The organism is Paraburkholderia megapolitana, from assembly GCF_007556815.1.
Lineage (GTDB): Bacteria > Pseudomonadota > Gammaproteobacteria > Burkholderiales > Burkholderiaceae > Paraburkholderia > Paraburkholderia megapolitana.
In genome coordinates this window covers 48747-67582 of sequence record NZ_CP041743.1, presented here as the reverse complement: position 1 = coordinate 67582, position 18836 = coordinate 48747, and the positions used below count along the sequence as shown (strand labels likewise).

Annotated in this window: 17 protein-coding genes; 11 read left to right on the top strand and 6 right to left on the bottom strand. The window is 63.4% G+C overall.

Annotated features, from left to right (window positions below):
- Nucleotides 1-124: 124 nt before the first annotated feature.
- From FNZ07_RS00295 to sctQ, 3 genes are read right to left on the bottom strand one after another with little or no spacing between them, the layout of a single operon-like run.
- Nucleotides 125-961 (bottom strand): lytic transglycosylase domain-containing protein, encoded by an 837-nt coding sequence (locus tag FNZ07_RS00295; protein ID WP_091006931.1) that lies wholly within the window; start codon nucleotides 959-961, stop codon nucleotides 125-127.
- Nucleotides 958-1626, bottom strand: a complete 669-nt coding sequence (sctR, locus tag FNZ07_RS00290; protein ID WP_091006929.1) for a type III secretion system export apparatus subunit SctR — start codon at nucleotides 1624-1626, stop codon at nucleotides 958-960. Before sctR ends, FNZ07_RS00295 begins: the two co-directional genes overlap by 4 nt.
- Nucleotides 1619-2830 (bottom strand): type III secretion system cytoplasmic ring protein SctQ, encoded by a 1212-nt coding sequence (gene sctQ / locus FNZ07_RS00285; protein WP_091008768.1) that lies wholly within the window; start codon nucleotides 2828-2830, stop codon nucleotides 1619-1621. The genes sctR and sctQ overlap by 8 nt, the downstream gene beginning before the upstream one ends.
- Nucleotides 2831-3342: 512 nt before the next feature.
- Between sctQ and FNZ07_RS00280 the strand changes: the two genes are divergently transcribed.
- The 5 genes from FNZ07_RS00280 to FNZ07_RS00260 all read left to right on the top strand — a co-directional run bounded on the left by FNZ07_RS00280 (nucleotide 3343) and on the right by FNZ07_RS00260 (nucleotide 10007).
- The gene (locus FNZ07_RS00280) at nucleotides 3343-3684 is read left to right on the top strand and encodes a PadR family transcriptional regulator (RefSeq protein WP_091006928.1); all 342 of its coding nucleotides are present in this window, start codon (nucleotides 3343-3345) and stop codon (nucleotides 3682-3684) included.
- Nucleotides 3681-4895, top strand: coding sequence for a DUF1700 domain-containing protein (locus FNZ07_RS00275; protein WP_091006926.1), 1215 nt, complete (start codon nucleotides 3681-3683; stop codon nucleotides 4893-4895). The genes FNZ07_RS00280 and FNZ07_RS00275 overlap by 4 nt, the downstream gene beginning before the upstream one ends.
- 60 nt (nucleotides 4896-4955) lie before the next feature.
- Nucleotides 4956-5753, top strand: a complete 798-nt coding sequence (locus FNZ07_RS00270; protein ID WP_091006924.1) for a BPSS1780 family membrane protein — start codon at nucleotides 4956-4958, stop codon at nucleotides 5751-5753.
- A gap of 141 nt (nucleotides 5754-5894) precedes the next feature.
- Entirely contained in the window at nucleotides 5895-6944 is a 1050-nt protein-coding gene (locus FNZ07_RS00265) for an aldo/keto reductase (protein ID WP_091008765.1), read from the top strand.
- A gap of 498 nt (nucleotides 6945-7442) precedes the next feature.
- Nucleotides 7443-10007: a di-heme oxidoreductase family protein gene (locus FNZ07_RS00260; RefSeq protein WP_245811312.1), complete on the top strand. Its 2565-nt coding sequence runs from the start codon at nucleotides 7443-7445 to the stop codon at nucleotides 10005-10007.
- A gap of 95 nt (nucleotides 10008-10102) precedes the next feature.
- Here the strand turns inward: FNZ07_RS00260 and FNZ07_RS00255 are convergent, their stop codons facing one another.
- On the bottom strand, nucleotides 10103-10444 hold the full coding sequence (locus tag FNZ07_RS00255) for a carboxymuconolactone decarboxylase family protein (RefSeq protein ID WP_091006920.1): 342 nt from the start codon (nucleotides 10442-10444) through the stop codon (nucleotides 10103-10105).
- 116 nt (nucleotides 10445-10560) lie between these two features.
- Between FNZ07_RS00255 and FNZ07_RS00250 the strand changes: the two genes are divergently transcribed.
- Nucleotides 10561-11523: a cupin domain-containing protein gene (locus FNZ07_RS00250; RefSeq protein WP_091006919.1), complete on the top strand. Its 963-nt coding sequence runs from the start codon at nucleotides 10561-10563 to the stop codon at nucleotides 11521-11523.
- Between the two features lie 127 nt (nucleotides 11524-11650).
- Here the strand turns inward: FNZ07_RS00250 and FNZ07_RS00245 are convergent, their stop codons facing one another.
- A complete protein-coding gene (locus FNZ07_RS00245; protein WP_091006917.1) occupies nucleotides 11651-12325 on the bottom strand; it encodes an HAD family hydrolase in 675 nt (224 codons plus the stop codon).
- 233 nt (nucleotides 12326-12558) lie between these two features.
- Between FNZ07_RS00245 and FNZ07_RS00240 the strand changes: the two genes are divergently transcribed.
- The 3 genes from FNZ07_RS00240 (at nucleotide 12559) to FNZ07_RS00230 (ending at nucleotide 14292) form a co-directional block, all read left to right on the top strand.
- Nucleotides 12559-12828 (top strand): hypothetical protein, encoded by a 270-nt coding sequence (locus FNZ07_RS00240; protein WP_091006916.1) that lies wholly within the window; start codon nucleotides 12559-12561, stop codon nucleotides 12826-12828.
- 192 nt (nucleotides 12829-13020) lie between these two features.
- Nucleotides 13021-13626, top strand: a complete 606-nt coding sequence (locus tag FNZ07_RS00235; RefSeq protein ID WP_091006915.1) for a glycine zipper 2TM domain-containing protein — start codon at nucleotides 13021-13023, stop codon at nucleotides 13624-13626.
- Between the two features lie 213 nt (nucleotides 13627-13839).
- Nucleotides 13840-14292 (top strand): PA2169 family four-helix-bundle protein, encoded by a 453-nt coding sequence (locus tag FNZ07_RS00230; RefSeq protein ID WP_091006913.1) that lies wholly within the window; start codon nucleotides 13840-13842, stop codon nucleotides 14290-14292.
- 71 nt (nucleotides 14293-14363) lie between these two features.
- Here the strand turns inward: FNZ07_RS00230 and FNZ07_RS00225 are convergent, their stop codons facing one another.
- On the bottom strand, nucleotides 14364-14702 hold the full coding sequence (locus FNZ07_RS00225; RefSeq protein WP_091006912.1) for a BON domain-containing protein: 339 nt from the start codon (nucleotides 14700-14702) through the stop codon (nucleotides 14364-14366).
- Between the two features lie 465 nt (nucleotides 14703-15167).
- Here FNZ07_RS00225 and FNZ07_RS00220 point away from each other — a divergent pair, with 465 nt between their 5' ends.
- Nucleotides 15168-16679, top strand: a complete 1512-nt coding sequence (locus FNZ07_RS00220; RefSeq protein ID WP_091006909.1) for an RNA polymerase factor sigma-54 — start codon at nucleotides 15168-15170, stop codon at nucleotides 16677-16679.
- A 383-nt stretch (nucleotides 16680-17062) separates the two neighbouring features.
- Complete coding sequence (locus FNZ07_RS00215) at nucleotides 17063-18835, top strand: CPBP family intramembrane glutamic endopeptidase (RefSeq protein ID WP_170275642.1); 1773 nt, start codon at nucleotides 17063-17065, stop codon at nucleotides 18833-18835.
- Nucleotide 18836 lies beyond the last annotated feature (1 nt).

The following is an 18836-nucleotide window of genomic DNA, read 5'->3' as shown; positions in this document are numbered from 1 at the left end:
GCTTCTACGATCTGGCCGGCTGGATCGCCGGCGCTCTGGCCCGGATTCGCGATCGGGCCTATTTCAGCTGTCAATGACCGTCGGCCCGCGCGCCGTTTGCGGTGGCGTTAGCGATGCGCCGGATCTATCGTGCGTCGAGGCACCGCACGCACAGCGAGCGGATCTGCGCAGCGCTCAAGCCATGACATACCGTCACCAGTGGATGGGCGTGGCACGACGGCGCCACGTGTCTGAGATCGCTGACCGGTCGGGCGAATGGCCGCGCGGCGTTCGACGACAACGGCGCGCTGTCGGCCGGGTTCGCCGCGGCGGCCGGGGTTACAAGCTTCGTGCCCTGCGGGGCAGCGCTGTCGCGGATCACGGGGATCGGCTGGATGGCGCCCTGCAGCGCGTCGAGCCGTGCATTCGTCACGACCTTGCGCACGTAGCCGGCCAAAAAGCCCGTGGTGAAGTTGCCGCTGTAATAGCAGGACAGTGCGGCCCGCAGCGCGGTCTGCTGATCGATCGGCGCATGGCTGGAGCGTGCGAAGCATTCGGCGAGAATAGCGGCGCCTGCATGCAGGTTACGGCACGGTTCAAACAACGTTGCGGCGTTCTCGCCGTACTTGCCGAAATTGCGATTGTTGACCTGGGCAAGACCGACGCTGTAACTGAAGCCATGTGCTTCGAGTTCGCGCACCGTCGCGAGCGCTTCGGCAAGCGAGGCCGGTTGCCGCTCGAGATGCGCGCCGACCACGCCGATCGCGAACGGGTTGAAGCCCGATTCGGTGCGCACCAATGCCGACAGGGTGTAGGGGTCGACATTCGGCGCGCAATCGTGCGCGAGTAGCAGGAAGCCGCCACGCGGCGACGTTTCGCGTGCGCGTGCGCCTTGCGTCACGCTACCTGCGACGAGACAGCCTGCGAGCAACAACAGCGTGAGCCGTTGCAACCACCGCAGCCGGCCCGCCGCCCGTCTCATCCCGTCACCCGATACGACAGCACCAGCCCATGCACGAGCAACGACCAGCCATCGAGTGCGACAAACAGCAACAGCTTGAAGGGCACCGAGATCGTCGTTGGCGAGAGCATCTGCATGCCGAGCGCAAGCAGTACGTTCGCCACCAGCAGATCGACGACGATAAACACGATGTAGATCACAAAGCCGATCTGAAACGCCTTCGTCAACTCGGCAAGTGTGAAGCTCGGCACGAGTACCAGCAGGTCGTCGTCCTTCAGTTCGTCGGCGCGGTTTTTCGGCCACACGCTCGTCGCGGTCTTCACGAAGAATTCGCGGTCGCGCAGCCGCGTGTGCGCGACGAGGAAGTCCTTGATCGGCGGCAGCGCGGCATCGCTGAGTGCACCGATGTCCGCGGTCGAAAGCTGGCTCGACGGATTGAAGTTGTGCTGTTGTAGCGCGTCGCGGATGTTCATGCCGACCGGCGCCATGATGAATAACGAGAGGATCAGCGCAATGCCGTTGAGCACCATGTTCGGCGGCACCTGCTGGATGCCGAGTGCCGAGCGCAACAGGCCGAGCACGACCACGAGCTTCGTATAGCTCGTCACCATGAGCGCCGCGAACGGCGCCACGCCGAGCGCGACGATGACCGCGATCAGCGAGACCGGATTCGGCAGATTACCCATCCTGGCGCTCGCGAGGCGTGTGCTGCGCGGGTGGCGTGAGCGCGGTCACGCGCACGCCGAGCTTCTGGCCGACAGCGATCAGGTGCCCGGTGCCGATCAGCATCCCGTTCGCGACGATGTTGATCACGCTCTGGTTAATGCCCTGCTGCAGCTCGATCACGCCGCCCGGCTGGAGCGCGCTCAACTCGCCGAGCGGCATCGAGCACGGTGGCAACTGAAACGTGAGATCGACCGCGAGCCCGTCGAACTGGCGGGACGCGACAGGCGACGCGCCGTCCGCGTCGGTAGATTGCGCGCGCTGCGCGTCCGGCGATTGCGTGGGTTCCAACGGCATCTCCCTGATTCGTTCGACGATGAGCCGGTTGCCCGCCGGGCGGCCGACGATTTCCCATGCGGGAGCGGCGGGTATCCGCGCCGCGCATAGCAGGCTCTGGTTCTGCATGCGCCAGTGTTCGATGGCGATGATGTCGCCGGCGACCACGTCAGCCACCTCGTGCGCAGTCAGGCTGGTACGACCGAGTTCGAACGCGAGCGGGATCGGCAGCGCGGCGAACGTGGCCGCGGTTACGCGGCGTGCGTCCGGGTCTTGCGGATGCGGCGGCGGGGCCGCGAAAAACACGCCAAGCGCATCGGGCGCATCGAATTGCAGCGCGCCGTGGCAGCGCCACGGGCTGTCCACGCGGCGCAGTTCGAAGTACAGCACCGCGGCCGCGGCGCGCCACGCGGCACGGGTGTCGGCGCCGGTAGCGGCCGGCGGCAGAAGTTCGACGCGTTGCCGCGTCAGCGTTTGCAGCGTCGCAGTGAGCGGTGTGCACAGATCGGCGAGCAGCGCAGCGCGCAGGATCGCAGGCACCGTGGGGTCGGCGGCATCGCCGAGCCATTCCACCTCCGCCGACGGATCGATCCACAGCGTGCCATACGCGGGACCGATGACGAAACGGTAAGCATGGGCATCGACGACAGGCTCGGCATCGACGCGCCACACCACCTGGTACGCCACGGTTCCGAGCGTCAGCGGTACCGGGTTGCGTGAGGCGTACGCATGCGTGAGGCCGCGTGCAGCGGCCGGGGACAGCCGCGCCAGGTCGGGTGAGGTATCGAGCGCGGCCGGCGCAGGTGCAACTGGCGATGCAGGGGCACGAGTAGCTGCCGCGTCGCGAGCCGTGGCCCCGGTCGCGGTTTCGTCGGGCTTCACCTGATCCATCGGGTTGTCGACGTCGGCTCGCAGGAAAGACAGAGGCAGCGCATGCACGGCGGGATCAAGTGGAATCGCAGTTTCGCCTGTTCGGGAAAAGGCCGCCCCACAGCCGGATAGCGGGGACGCAGTCTGATGATTGTATTGACGCGCATCGGCCCGCGCAGGGCGAGGAATCGTAGTTGTCGGGCAGGCGAAGCGGTGCGGCAGGGCTAAGGCTACGAGGCGCCGTCCGTCAGGAGCCGCATGGCACCGGCAGGGCGTTACGCCAGGACCATGGCCCGCGGCCTGTGCGCGCTGGCGGGTGGCCGATGCGGTGGGCGTCGGTCCGCTCCGGGATTGCCGTTTCGTTCCCCGCTTTGTCCCTTGCTTTGTCCTACTACCCGTGCGTGCATAAAAAGGTACCTTGCATAAAACAGTAGCTGTTGCTACAGTACGAACATGACGCCGCGGGCCTTACTGCATTCGGTCATTGTGCATAGCAAGGTACTGGGCGGTGCACATTAGTGTAATGGAAATGAATGAAAACCCAGCTCAAGAAAGGAACGCTCGACATGTGCGTGCTTGCCGTCCTCGCCCGTGGTGACAGCTACGCGTACGAGCTCGTGTCGACGCTCTCCGAAACCATGGAAATCAGCGAAGGCACGATCTACCCGCTGATGCGCCGGCTGCAGGCCGAAGCGTGGGTATCGACGTATTTCGTCGAATCCAGCTCGGGGCCGCCGCGCAAGTACTACTCGCTGACGTCGGTGGGACGCAAGAGCCTGACCGAGATGGAAGAGGAGTGGCGCAGTTTTGTCGATGAAGTCAACGGTGTACTCGGATTGCCGGGTGTGCCAACGGGAACAGGGGAAACGCAATGACGCAGGACGAATTCATCCAGAAGCTACGGCACGAACTGGGGAATTTTCCGAAGCAGGCCGTCGACGAAATCATCGCCGACTACCGCGAGTACTTCAGCGACGCGCTCGCCGCGGGCCGCAGCGAAGCCGAAGTCGTCGCCGCGCTCGGCGACCCGGTCAAGCTCGCTCGCGAACTGAAGGCGCAGGCCACGTTCCGGCAATGGGAAACGCGCCGTTCGTTCGGCAACCTGGTCCGCGTGGTGATGTCGATTGCCGGTCTCGGGCTGCTGCAACTGCTGCTGCTCATCCCGTTCATGTTGTATCTGTTCATCCTGACGATCGGCTACGTGGCATCGGCCGGGTTGATGGTGGCGGGGCTGGTGACGGTGGTGGCGCTCGGTAGCCATCATCTGTTCGGCTGGCCGTCGTTCGATTCGCTCCCGTTCAGCTTCAGTAGTGGCAGCTCGCATGCGAGCCAGCCGGCGGGCAGCGTGAGCGTCGAAAAGAACGCCGCTCAGCAGGCGAAGGGCAAGGACAGCAAGGACAGCGACGACGAGGATGACGACGATGCCGATAACTCCAATGACTCGAAAACCGATGCTCATCTTTTTATAAGCAATCTCAAGGATTTCAAGGTCGTCGGTGACCGCTTCGTGTTGCAGGTCCACTCGGGTGCACGAATTTCGGTGGTCACGCGCGTGGGTCCGCTCGAACTGAAAAACGACGACGGCAAGCTCAAGGTCAACTCGGTCGGCGGTGCCAGTAGCCTGTTCACCGTAGAGCCGAACGGGGCGTGGTCGATCGCACGCGCAGACGTCATCGCCCTCAATATGAAGAACGACGAGGATGACGAGCGCGTGTCGGTTGCACGCGTCGGGAGCGATCCGAAGTCATTCGCGTGGAGCCTTTCGGATGGCGACGACCATGTGTCCTTCGTAGAGGGCGGGTCCGACGGAAAAGCGCACCTGTCCCTGAAGAGCGGTTCGGATTCGGTCGTGATCGACAACGATCGCGTCGCGATCAAGAGCGACGACGACAACGTCATCATCGTCGGCCCGCACGGCTCCGGCATCGGCGCGATGGTTTACGGGTTCGCGATGCTGGTTGCCGGTGTCGTCGGACTATGGCTGTGCATGTGGTTGACGCGCATCACGTGGCGGGGTCTGGTCCGCTACGTACGCCGTCAGCTCGACCTCATTACGGCGCGACTCGACGAAGGGCAATCCACCTAAGCGAGCCGCGCATCACTCAACGATGTCTGTATCCCCCTTGCGATGAAAAAGGAAACGGTCATGAACACGCATTCCACAAGCAGCACGGTCAACGCAGTACGTCCCCAACGTTCCGCCGGGTTCGCCTTCTCCGGCAGCCGCGGTGTCCATCCGTCGCGCATCGTCGACTGGCTCGCAGAAGGATTCGGCCTCGTTCGCGCACGGCCGTTGCTGTGGGTCGCGGCGATCCTCGGTTGCGCCGATCTCGCGACACTGCTCGAACTCGTACCGCCGCTGCGCCTGCTCGCAGCGCTCGTCGTGCCGGTAATCGTTGCGGCACTGGTGTTGATGCAGGAGCGTTCGCACAATGCACGCCCCTGGTCGATCGGCGAAACGCTCACAGCGGTCAACGGGCATCGCAGCGCGCTCTTCACGATCGGGCTGTGCGGCATGGTCGTGGTCGGTCTCGGACATCTGATCTCGGTGGCCGCATTCCACACGACGGTCGCGACTTCGGTAGCGGCGAACGGCGTGCACAACCTGTCGATTGCCTACGGTGCGAATTACGGTGCAGCGAACATGCTCGAGTTGCTCGTGACCGTGCCGACGCTCGTCATCGCTGCCGCAGTGGTCTGGTTTGCACCGGCCCTCGTCGTGTTGCGCAACCTGTCGCCCTGGAACGCGATGACCGAAAGCCTGCATGCCGTGCTGCGCAACTGGCGCGTCGCAGCGGTCTACCTGCTCGCGATTGCGGCCGAAGTCCTGCTCGCGCCCGTCGTGCCGCCGCTCGTGCGTGGCGTGGTCGTGACGCCGCTGGTTGCCGCGCTGGTTGTGTTGACGATGTACGGCAGCTACCGCGACATCTTCGCCGGCCGTTGATCGGGTTGCACTGACGAGCACGGGCTGGCGGATTGTCGGACTGTCGGCTTGCCCGGTTCGCGGAAGGATTCTCATCGCTGCGCTATGCTGAACCCCGGTTTTCTTCGACTCTTCGACTCTTCGACGAAAGGGGCTCTGGCAATGCGATACAACCAGCTTGGCCGTACAGGCGTATTCGTTTCGGAACTGTGCCTCGGCACCATGACGTTCGGCGGTGGCGAGGGCATCTATCAGCACATTGGCAAGTTGCAGCAGGACGAGGCGGAACAGCTCGTCGGTCGGTCGCTCGATGCGGGCATCAATTTCATCGATACCGCCGACGTCTACGCGCAAGGTCTATCCGAGCAGATTACCGGGCAGGCCCTGAAGAACCTGAAGGTGCCGCGCGATCGCGTGGTGGTCGCGACCAAGGTGTTCGGCCCGACGGGAGATGCTCCGAATACGCGCGGAGCGTCGCGCTATCACATCATCGACGGCGTGAAGGCGAGTTTGAAGCGCCTGCAACTCGATCATGTGGATCTGTACCAGATCCACGGCTTCGATCCCGCGACACCGATCGAAGAAACGGTACGCGCACTCGACACACTCGTGCAGCAAGGCCACGTGCGCTACGTCGGCGTGTCGAACTGGGCCGCGTGGCAGATCGTGAAGGCGCTCGGGGTGGCGGAACGACACGGTCTTGCGCGCTTCGAAACGTTGCAGGCGTATTACACGCTCGCAGGTCGCGATCTCGAACGCGAACTGGTGCCGATGTTGCGTAGCGAAGGTCTTGGCTTGATGGTGTGGAGTCCGCTGGCAGGCGGCTTGTTGAGCGGCAAGTACGGTCGCGAGCAGCAGGGCGAGGCGGGTAGCCGCCGCACGACGTTCGATTTTCCGCCGGTCCAGCGCGAACGCGCCTACGACTGTATCGACGCGATGCGTGTCATCGCCGATGCGAAGCAGGTGTCGGTCGCACAGATCGCGCTTGCGTGGCTGCTGCATCAGCGCGTGGTGACGACGGTGATTGTCGGGGCGAAGAAAGTCGAGCAGCTCGACGACAACATCGCGGCAACCCAGGTCGAACTGAGCGCCGACGACCTCGCGAAACTCGATGCAGTCAGCACGCTACCCGCCGAGTATCCTGGCTGGATGCTCGCGCGCCAGGGCGACGCGCGGCGTGAACAGCTCGCAAAGGCACGACATCCGGATTGACGCGACAGAACGCCTGGCTTTCGCAAGGACGTGAGACGGTGCGAATTCCTGGATTCGCAACCGTCATGTCGGGACAAGCTCACGCGTTAATCGCGTGAGCTTGTCAAAGCACGATTGTGCTTTCAGTGTTGCCCCAGTTCAGCCACTAACACGCACTTCACATTCGTTTGTGAGGAACGTGAGCGCATAAATATGCGTAATCGCACAATAGCGACGCTTCTAAAATACGGTGCCGCTTAGAGACATTGTAAAAGACCATCAAAAATCAGCATAAGCCTTTCCGAGATCGATCAGCATATAAAAACCAATCGATTTATCCAGCGGGCATGGCGATATCCGACAAAACCTGGAGAATCGGTCGAGTATTTCCTATTACACAGGAAGTGGCCGTTAATCATCAAGCGCCACGATCGCCCTTTACTAAAAAATTGATTCGCCTCATTAAATAAAAATCCCAATATCTGGATGCTCAATATTAACGAATCCAAGGAGCGCATCTTGAAGCGAAATTTTCTCGACCGTCTACCGCCATTCCGTCTAACCGCTAGTGCCTTAACGCTGCTCGCGGGCGCTGCGTTGCTGACTGCGTGCGGCGGCGAATCCAGTTCTGACAGTGCCGGTTCCAGCAGCGAAAGTGCGCGGTCAGTTGTGTCCGCATCTGCCCATGAGCAGCCGGAAAATGCCGATCCGGTATCCGATCCGTCTGCAGAAAAACCTGCGGCATTCGTCCAGACGCCGGTCGTGTCGCCATCGACGGGATCAGCGACACCACTCCCCCTGCTCACAACCTCGCCGTTGCCGTTCCCACGTGACGGCGCAGGTCTCGTGCCGTTGTGGCCCGCCTCGCAAGAGCCGATCGAATCGACCCAGTTCACGTTGCCGGACGGTACGCTCGTGACCCGCTTCGGTCTGGTCGGCCGCAACCGCCACGCGCGCGAGCGCGGCGAGACGTGGAACGAAATCGGCTATGGACCGAACGATACGGTCGATGCCAAAGGCAATCCCGTAGACAAGGGACCAGGCCACTATCTGGACTTCGTGAAGAACTACTTCAAGAACCGCACGTGGGGCGTCGAGATCATCGACAACAGCCACGTTGCCGGCGTGCTCCGTCCGACCTTGCGCATCAACAACTACTTCCAGGAAGCGCAGCGGGCGGGCGGCCGGTCATTCTTCCATCGCTTCGACAGCGCCAACGTCACGGGTTTCGGCTGGATGTCGCCAGGGAAGCTAAAAGATCAATCGCTGTATGGCGTCGACGCCGCTAACTGCCCGGTCGTACCGAAACCGCCCAATGGGGCGCTACTCCACCCCGACACCGTGCTCAACGATGGTTGCAGCGCAACAGTGGATGGCTTTCCTGGCCACGACGCGCTCAGCTACGACGCCAACGGCGTGCTTGCGCCCAGCAAGAGCGTTGCTGGCGCTACGCAGTTCTACGACTATGCGGTGACGAACGGCGTGACCGGCGTGCCTGTCGCCGGCCGGAATGTCCCGGGGCGCCCGCTGAAAATCGGCGATACCGTCGAAGTCACGCAGGCCTTCTTTTCAACACCGGAAGCGATGCTCGCCGTGGGCGACGACGGGGCCTATCACTACTACACCACCGAACTAACCTACGTGGTCGGAACGGGCCTGCGCCCATGGTATGGCGTGCAGCCGCGGCTGAACAATGCACCCCTGCCGGACGAGACATTGCAGGGCGGCACCGGCTCGGTGTCGTACGACTACAGCGACGGCAGCGCGTTTATCTTCCAGCAGCAGCAAAACGATATCGGTATGCAGGACATGCAGCGCTTTGTCGAAGGACGACGGCTGCTCCATAGCAACATGACGAGCGGCGAACACAACGAACCGGGCAACGATCGCGATACCGCGGTCGTAGGTCTGCAGGGGCCGAGTTTCAACCAGTCCTCGTGCTTTTCCTGTCACGTCAACAACGGGCGTAGTCCGGCGCCGGCGCTGCTGAACCAGCGTCTGGACCAGATGGCCGTCCGTGCCGCGATGATCGATGCCCAGGGGCAGCAGTTACCCGATCCGTACTACGGCGTGACGGTGCAGATGAACGGCAACGGTGCCAACGGCAAGCCGGTGGACCTCGGTCACAGCGTACGTGTCGCGGGCTTCGATACGCACACTGTGTATCTGGCCGACGGGACGCCGGTCGAACTGCGCAAGCCCAGGTTGTCTTTCGACGGCCCGGTACCGCAAGTCGTTTCGCTGCGCGCGGCCCAACCGATTATCGGCATGGGTTTGCTCGAAGCCATTCCCGAAGCCGACATACTGGCGCGCGTGCGAACCACACCCGACGAGGACGGCGTGAAAGGCCAGGCGAACTTCGTGTTCGATCCGGATAGCGGTGTCGTGCGCCTCGGCCGTTTCGGCTGGAAGGCGGGCAAGTTCAGCCTGCGTCATCAAGCTGCTTCAGCGCTGCTCGAGGACATGTCGGTTACCACGACGGTCTATCCGAGCCGCGTCTGTCTGACTGGACCTGCTACATGCAAATCCGCGCCGGCCGACAAAGGCCTCGTCGACGCGGACCTGCTGTCGATCTCGCGTTACCTCGCGCTCGTCGCGGTGCCGGCGCAGCGCAGCATCAAGAGCGGCTTTCCGAAGGGCGTATCGCCGTTGCCGTATCTCGACGTCGATCCGGTCAAGGTCGCGGCCGGTGCCGCTGTTTTCCAGACGTTGCGCTGCGCCAGTTGTCACGTCGCGCAGATGAAGACGGGCGCGGGCGACGAGTTCCAGGAATTGCGCGACCAGACGATCAAGCCCTACACCGATCTGCTGCTGCACGACATGGGTCCGGGTCTCGCCGACAACTACGCCGAGGGTCTCGCGAGCGGGAACATGTGGCGCACCCCGCCGCTTTGGGGCATCGGTTACACGGAGCGGGTGATGGGCAGCGCGGGCACGGTCGGTTATCTGCACGACGGACGTGCCCGCACGCTAACGGAGGCTGTGATGTGGCATGACGGCGAAGCCGCGCGCTCGCGAGAACGCTTTCTGGCGCTCTCTACGAACGATCGTCAGGCGTTGCTGGCGTTCCTGCAGTCGCTCTGATTTGTTTCAGGGATCGCGGCGCAAGACGCTTAAACAACACGACGACACGGCGGGCAGCGCGCGATTCAACGCGCTGTTCCGCCTGCCGCGCGTAATCAGGCGCCCGTATACGCCGCCACCGCGTCCATCGTACGAGCCGAATACACAAGTGCCGCACCCGCATTGACCGAAATCGCCACGCCCAGCGCCTCGGCGATTTCTTCGCGGGTGGCGCCGTGTTTCAGCGCTGCGTCGGTATGCACGGTGATACAGCCATCGCAGCGCAGCGTCACGGCAACCGCGAGCGCAATCAGTTCGCGCGTTTTGGCGTCGAACTGACCGGTTTTCTGTCCCGCCGACGACAACATCTGATACGCCTTCACCGTCTCCGGCGAGAGCTTCGCGATTTCGCCGATACGGCCCATCAGTTCTTTGCGGTAGTCGATCCAGTCCAGCATGATGTCGCTCCTTGTCGAGAGCACGTGAGCCCGATGCCCACGCGTTGACAGCAGTATTGCGCGTCACAGCGATCTCCTGAATACTCGTTCGACTCGACTTTTAGCGGGATCGTCTCATGGATACACTGAGCCGCCTGATCGACCTGGCGCGTCCGCAAGCCAGCCTCGATCTGCGCTGTCTGTTCGCCGGGCCGTTCGCAGTCGAGCATGAGCCCGAGGCGGCGGGTATCGCGCCGTTTCATCTGGTGCTCGACGGCGAGTGTGTTGTCGAAACGGTGCAGAGCCGGGCGCCGCTACGTCTGCGGCGCGGCGATTTCCTGCTGTTTGCGCGTGGCGGTGCGCATCGATTGCGCGACCGGTCGGCTGCGCCGTTGCGCGACGCAGCGCCGTTCACGCTCTCGCACGACGGTGTGCTGCCGCTCAGGCATAACGGCACGTGTGAAGGCACCGCGGAGCTCGACCTGCTGTGCGGCCGTTTCGTTTATACGCACGGGCCAGCCGCGCTATTGCTGGGCTCGCTGCCCGATCCGCTGCATGTGTCGTTGCCGGGGGCGCATGCGCAAGGCGCGCTGCAGACATTGATCGCGATGATGCGTGGCGAAGCCGAACGGCGCGAGCCGGGCGCGCTTGCGATCGTCACGGCGCTCAGTCACGCGTTGCTTGCGCTTGCCTTGCGTGCGCACAGCGGCGCTACCGACACGGCGAACCCGGCGAACCCGGTGGTAACGCCGGGCGTACTCGCGCTGCTATCCGATGCGCGCCTGCGTGCCTCGGTCGAGGCGATGATGAACGAGCCCGAACGCGCGTGGACGATCGCTACGCTCGGCGAAGTGGCCGCGATGTCGCGTGCCACTTACGCGCGGCATTTCAACGAGCGGGCCGGTGTCACCGTGATGGATTTCCTCACGCATCTGCGCATGGCGATCGCAAGCGACCTGTTGCTGCGCACGCAGCGTAGCGCCGCCGATATCGGCATGGCGGTCGGCTATCAATCGGAAGCGGCGTTCGGCAAGGCGTTCCAGCAGAACGCCGGGATTACGCCGGGGCGCTATCGGCGGCAGCAGAAGGACGGCGGATAGAGCATGGATTGCGGCGCGACCGGTGAGTCTTTCCAGGAGATATAACGGTCCTGCGGTGAGCTTTTCCAGGATCCACCGGTTCGGGCACATTCGAGCGACGCTACGTAGCACGCCGCGCTACTACGCATCAGGGGCGCGCGGCAACCTCGTCGAGATGGTCCAGCAGGTCGGCGGGATCTTCGTAGACGCGCAATGCGCCCGAACGCTCGAGTTCTTCCATGCCGTAGCCGCCCGATAGCAGGCCCACGCCCAGCGCCCGGCAGCGGCGTGCCGCGAGCATGTCCCAGATGCTGTCGCCGACCACGACTGCGTGTTCGATCGACGTGCCGAGCCGGTGGGCGGCGGCAATGAACAGGTCGGGGTCGGGCTTCGCATATTTGACGTCGTCGCGCGTGACGACGACCGCCTTGTCCGGATCGACCCCGAGCGCTTCGAGATTGACGCGCGCGGTTTCCATCCGGCCGCTTGTCGCGATGGCCCAGCGCGTGCCCGCCTGCGTCAATGCTGCGAGCAAGGCCTTCGCGCCCGGTAGCGGGCACACCTGGGCGCGCATTCGCGTGTAAGCCTCGGCATGTGCGCGGCGCAGCCGCTCGACCCGCTCGCCACTGATATCGCCACCGGTTTCACGCAGCAACTGGTTCGTGAAGAGACCGCCGCTCATGCCGATCTTGCGGTGAATGCGCCACACCGACAACTCGATGCCTTCCTGGTCGAGCGCCTCCTTCCAGGCGAGGACGTGCTGATAGACGCTATCGACGAGGGTGCCGTCGAGATCGAACAGGAAGGACGTTTCGATACGCATGATGTTCTCCGTGGAAAGAAGCAACCTTACATGATTCGCGGGGAGAGATTGCAATCCGCGCCGGCGGAAATGTAGGGATGGCAGAGCGTATCGTGCACTCCCTATGTTGCATCTGTGTGCCGCAGCGCAGCGAAGGCGATCGAGGCGAAAGGGGGCCGGGCGAGGCCGCACCGGGACGCGGCACGGCGTTTGCTGCCCTCCAGTGGGTTGTCACGAAGCCAGGAGGGCTCGCAATGAATCTGAACTCGACACAGGTAAGGAAAAACATTCTGATCGCTGCATCGATTGCGCTGCTGGCGTTCGGCGCGGCTGGTTGCAAACGCTCGGACAGCGGCAGTGACAGTAGCGCCAGCAGCAGCGACAGCAGTGCCAGCAGCGGTGCGATGAGCGCGCCGTCGGCGGGCGCATCGTCCGACACGGCCGCGGCTAGCGCACCGTCGGACAGTGCGTCGGCGGATGCGGGCGCGAGTGCGCCGGCGGCTGCATCGGGCGCAAGCCAGTAACGCGAAGCGCAGGTCCGGCAGCCCGGCGCGGCGGAGTGTTCACCGCGCCGCGGTTGCCGCTTTTTTGCCTGTTTTCCGCACTTTTTGCTTCCGGCGGGCGAATCAGTGTCTAACATTCCTTGAATGGGGCCGTACACGCTCCAGCGTTGCAAACCTCGTTTTCGAACGTCGGATCGAATGGAGGAGGCTGATATGTCGCTGATCGTCGCAGCACGTTTCACTACATTTCCCGTTGCCGAGGATGTCGCACAACGGTTGTTCGACAGCGGATTCGTCGAAGAGGACGTCACCCTGTTTTTCGTCAATCCCCGCGGGCAGCATGCACGCTTCCCGATCGGCGGCGATATGGACAATGACCCCGCCTCGACCGAGGCACCGAAAGGTGCGGGCAAGGGCGTCACGATTGGCGCCGTGGTGGGCGCAATCGTGGGCGTGGGAATTTTCGCGGCCTTTGCAGTACCGCTGCTGGTGACGATCGTTGCCGCCGGTGTGGGCGCCTATGTCGGCTCGTTGGTCGGCGCGATGTCGCACACGCAGGGCGGCGGCAAACGTGAACATCGTGAGTTCGTGCATCGCGCGGAGCGCGGCTCGGGCGTACTGCTGGCCGTGCATGCGTCGCCCGATACTCAACCTCTCGCAGCGCGTGTGCTGCGCGAAGCGGGCGGTGTCGAGGTCGAACGGGCGAATGGTCGCTGGCAGCAGGGACGGTGGGCCGATTTCGATCCGACCCGCACACCTGTGCCTGCCGATGCCTCCACCGACACATCCAGCGAAGGACTGCAGCACAAGTCTGCGTAGCGGATCGCTCACACTGTTGTGCAAAACGGCGGTCCGTCACTGCGACCGCCGTGTACGTCGCCGCACGCCATGTCTGAAATATCTACGCACTGAGGTAAATCCCGCCGGCACACGTGAGGTTCGTGCGACCGGGCATGCAGCGTGCGATCCGGTTGACAGGCCCCGCTGATTGCTGCGGGTATAGATGAGGACAACCGTAACCGGGAGAATCGAATGGCGACGAACATGGTAGATGTGCTCAACGATCTGGTCGAAACGTCGAAAGACGGCGAGCGTGGTTTCCGCAAGGCCGCGGAAGACGCGCACGATGCGCAACTCAAGACGCTCTTTGTCGATCGTGCCGATGACTGCGCAAGCGGTGCACGCGAACTGCAGGATGTCGTGCTCAAGCTGGGCGGAAAACCGGAAAGTGGTGGGAGTGTGGGCGGAGCGTTGCGCCGCGGCTGGGTCGATGTGAAATCGGCAGTGGGTGGACGCAGCGATCACGCGATCCTCGCCGATTGCGAGAAGGGCGAAGACGTTGCGAAGAAGCAGTACAGCGACGCGCTTGAAAGCGAGTTACCGGCCGACGTGCGTACCATCGTCGAACGGCAGTTCCAGGGCGTGCTGCAGACACACGACCGGATTCGCGATCTGCGTGATCAGTATGCTGCGATGAAGTCGTAAGAAGGTACGCAAGCAAAGAAAGACCGCCTGCATCAGCAGGCGGTCTTTCTACATCCAGAACGCTAACGCGCTTACTCCGCTGCGACCTTCAGATGGTTCTTCACACCCTTCACGCCGTCGACATTCTGCACGACGTCCTGCGCAGCCGACTTGTCGTCAGCCGACGGCACCGTGCCCGTCAGCCACACGATGCCCTTGCGCGTCTTCACGTGAATGTGCGTCGATTTCACATTTTTTGCGCCGAGCAGATCGGCCTTCACCTTGGTCGTGATCGTTCCATCGTCGATATGCTGACCGACTGTTTCCGACGAGGCGGGCGGTGCAGACGCGCTCGTCTGTGCCGTAGCGTTCAGTGCAAACGCGACGCATGCGATGCTGCCAGCAGCCTTGAGGAACTGAATGGTTTTCATGGTTTCTCCTTCCGGTTGTTGATGAATGCGGCGGTTATGAGTGCCTTGCTGCGGTCGATGCGACCAGGTTCGTTAAAGCGAGGGCACCCGTCCACGGGTATCGAGGGCGCAAGCGCTATGCCCGGGAAAACGAGCGATTGATCTACGGCATGACCTGCGATCGATCGATACACGTCCGAGCCATGCTGCGACGCGACGTCGACGCTGTTTGAGCGGTGCATGGCCGTGCGTGGATGTTGAGTCAGGTGCTGTTCGCGAGCGTCCGCATTTTTCCGGCTACTTGTAAAAATGGCGCATGAAACTTGCGCCACAGCCATCGCGAGAAGAACAAAACTTCGATAAAACAGGAGCTTGGAGAAAGTGGCACGGGAGTTGCGTTGTAGTGATCAGAACGTATGACAGGTGTGACTTTCCGCATGGCGTCGCGATGCCGCCCTGTCATCAATTTCACAGGACTCCCTGACCATGTCGCATTCACTTGAATTACGTGCAAGACAATCGCTGACGTTGACCCCGCGCCTGCAGCAATCGGTGCGTCTGTTGCAGCTGTCTTCGCTCGAATTCCAGCAGGAGCTGCGTACCGCACTCGATACGAACCCGTTCCTCGAATACGACGCCTCGCAGACCGACGACGTCGCGCTCGAAACGTCGACATCCGCATCGACCGATGCCGCGAGTGGCGACGAATCGATGCAAGCCGAGCACGCAGGAGCGTCGGATACGGCGGTGGCCGAGATGAACGACGCGCGCGAGGCAAGCGCCGATTCGGCGCAAGATGCACGCGACGATCAGGCGAACGATTTCCCCGGCGACCCCTATAGCCGCAGCTCGTCGCGCAACGGCACCGGCAGCAGCGGCGACGGCGATGCCGACCCGGCTGCGTGGGCGCGCGTGCAACCCACACTGCACGAACAGCTACACGGCACGTTGTGCCTGTATCGCCTCGACGAACGCGACCGCGAGGCCGCGCGCCTCATCGTCGAAGCACTCGACGACGACGGCTATCTGCGTCAGTCGTTTGCCGATCTCGTCACGCTGGTCGATTTCGAACCGGCGCTGAGCGAAGACGAACTGCTGGTGGCATTGCGGCTCGTGCAGTCGTTCGACCGGCCCGGGATCGCCGCGCGCTCGCTGTCCGAATGCCTGATGCTGCAGATCGACGCGCTGCCCGAAGATACACCCGCCCGTGCCGTCGCGCGCGAGATCGTCGTGCATCATCTCGAACGGCTCGCGCGGCGCGAGCATGCCGAATTGCAGAAGCAAACCGGCTGCGATGCCGACACGCTGCGCGATGCCTGCGCGCTGGTGCGCAAGCTCGATCCGAAGCCCGGCAACTGTTATGGCCGTACCGAAGACAACTACGTCGTGCCCGACGTGATCGTGCGACAGATACGCAACAAGTGGACGGTGGCGGTCAATCCGGCTGTGCTGCCGCGTGCGCGTATTCACCGGATGTATGCGGAGCTGTTTGCGCAGTCGGCGGGCGCGAGCCGCTCGCCGCTCGCGCAGCAACTGCAGGAAGCGCGCTGGCTGATCCGCAATGCGCAGCAGCGCTTCGACACGATCCAGCGCGTGGCCGAATGCATCGTGGCGCATCAGAAGGCGTTCTTCCAGTACGGCGAGATCGCGCTCAAGCCGCTCGTGCTGCGTGATGTTGCCGAGGAACTCGACCTGCACGAATCGACGATCTCGCGTGCGACGGGCAACAAGTACATGGCTACGCCGCGCGGCATTTTCGAATTCAAGCACTTCTTCCCGCGCGAACTCGGCACCGAAAGCGGCGGTACGTGTTCGGCGGCGGCGGTGCGTGCATTGCTGAAGGAGATGATCGCCGCGGAGAACGTTCGCGATCCGCTCTCCGACGTGACGCTCGCGAAGATGCTGGCCGATCAGGGCGTGCTGGTCGCACGGCGCACGGTGGCGAAGTACCGGCATCTGATGAAGGTGCCGCCGGCGGAGATGCGACGTCAGGTGTGATACGACAGACGATCAGGGAGCGAGGAGAGCAGGGAGACGATGTGGTGCAGGAGACGGGCCGGCCTCAGTGCCGGCCCGTTGCATTGCGCGCGACGGATGCAGTGGGCGCCCCGAGCGCCGCTGATGCCTGTCACCAGCGCCATGCCGCCGGGGTTCGGCGCGGCGGCGCAGGCACCGGTTTGTCATTTCATGACACCCGCTGCGGCCGGGTTTCGGTAATATCGCGTGAGCCGGGAAGGTCGTAGCGGGCTCGAGTCCGAACGCAAACCGCCTGGCAGACCTGTCCGGCCGGCCAGCCGGAACCTGAGAACACACAACAAAACCGACCAATGCCACACGGGATCTTCGCGTTCATTTTCGCCGTTGCGACCAGCACGGCTGCTATGGCCAGCATCGCTGCGCCGACCGTCACTCCCTTATCGACCGATGTCCTGCACGCGCCCGAGCGTGCCGCGGCACTCGTCTCCAATCGCCAGCAGAGTGCCTACAACGAGGTGTTGTCCGCCTACCGCGACGCACTGCGGGCCAATCCCGGCGATGCCGCACTCGCGGTTGCCGAGTGCCGCTATATCCAGGGCTTTGCGTGGTCGGAAGACCTGAGCTGGGCCGATGCTGCGGCAAAGGATCTCGATGATTGCAAGGCACTGCTCGCGAAACACTTTGCGGCGGACCCCGATGCCGCGCTGCTGCAGCTCGAGCAACGCTATGGCAAGGCCGCAATCGAGTATGGCGAGCCGCTGCTCGCGCGTTCGGCGAACTGGACGCCGGCGCAGCGCGCCCAGCTGCATACGCTGCTGTCGCGTGCGTACGCGATGCAGCACGATGAGCATCGCGCCGGCGAGCAGGCGCTCCTCGCCGTGCAACTCGATCCAGCCAGCGTGCAACTTGTCGCGGCGATCCGCTACCTCGCGAAAGACGGACGCGCGCCAGAGGCGGTCAAGTTGCTGACGGCCGCGCCGCTGCCGAAGTTTCAGTGGCAGGAGAGCGGCAGGATCATCGTTGCGGTCGACGTGCTGCCTGCGCCGGCCGCACGCGACGAACTGCGCCGCGCGCAGCGGGCCGGACTGAAGATCGACGGCTACACGGCGGCGCGTGCGTTGCGTCAGGCGGGTGATCTCGCCGCTGCCCAGGCGGCGCTCGCTGCCGATCCGCCGCCGGCTGCCAACGAGACCCCGCAGAAGCGGCAGTTTCGCCTCGATCTTGCGTTCGAAGCCCGCAATACGACTGCGGCGGCACAGGTACTGAGCGACTGGGTGAAACAATCCAGTAGCGCGACGCCGCTCGCGTATGGGTATGCACGTCTGCTTGCACTCGATCCCGCCAGGGCCATTGCTGCGCCGGGCCTTGCGTTGCTCGCCGGCATGCTGGGCGTGTATCTGCTGACGTTCGCGCTGTCGCCCGGGCTACTGCTGTTCCCGGTCCACTATCGCGGCACGGTTCGCGCCCGTCTCGGCAAACCGTTTACACCGCTGTTCGAGCGCATCGGATTGCGCCATGCGTGGTACGCGTTCGCGGTGTTTATCGTGGCGCTGTTCATGGTTCCCGCGTTCCGTTCCGGCTCCATGGGCGAGTTGCTCAGTACCGGTTCGCAATCGTCCCTCGACTGGCAACGCGAGGTCGCGATTTCGGAGTTCTGGATGATCGCGATCGCTACGCTGTGCCTCGGGTGGCTTGCGAGGCGTCTGTCGTGGCGCGAATGGCTCGGTAGCCGCAACTGGAAAGCGGGCTGGTTGCTGTTACCGTTCTGTTGCCTCGGCTACGTGTGGTTCGAATATGTGAAGCATCGGCATGGGCTGCCTGACGCGCACGCAACAGCACTCGCGCCGTGGCTCGCCGCGCTCATCGCGGGGGCGCGCTCGATGGGCGGGTTGCCGCTCGTGCTGCTGTTGCTCGCGGGGCTGGTTCCCGTTCTCGAGGAGTTTGTGTTTCGCGGCTGTCTGCTGGGCGGTCTTTCGCGTCACCTGAGCTTCGGCTGGGCGAACGTCTTGCAGGCCGTCGTGTTCTCTGGCATGCACCGTGACCCGCCGCGGATGGTCTTCTACTTCTTGCTGGCACTCGTCGCGGGCTGGATGGCGAAGAAGACCCGGGGTCTGGCGATGCCGATCCTGCTACATGCCATGAACAACGCGCTGTTCGTATTGCTCGTGGCTGGATAGC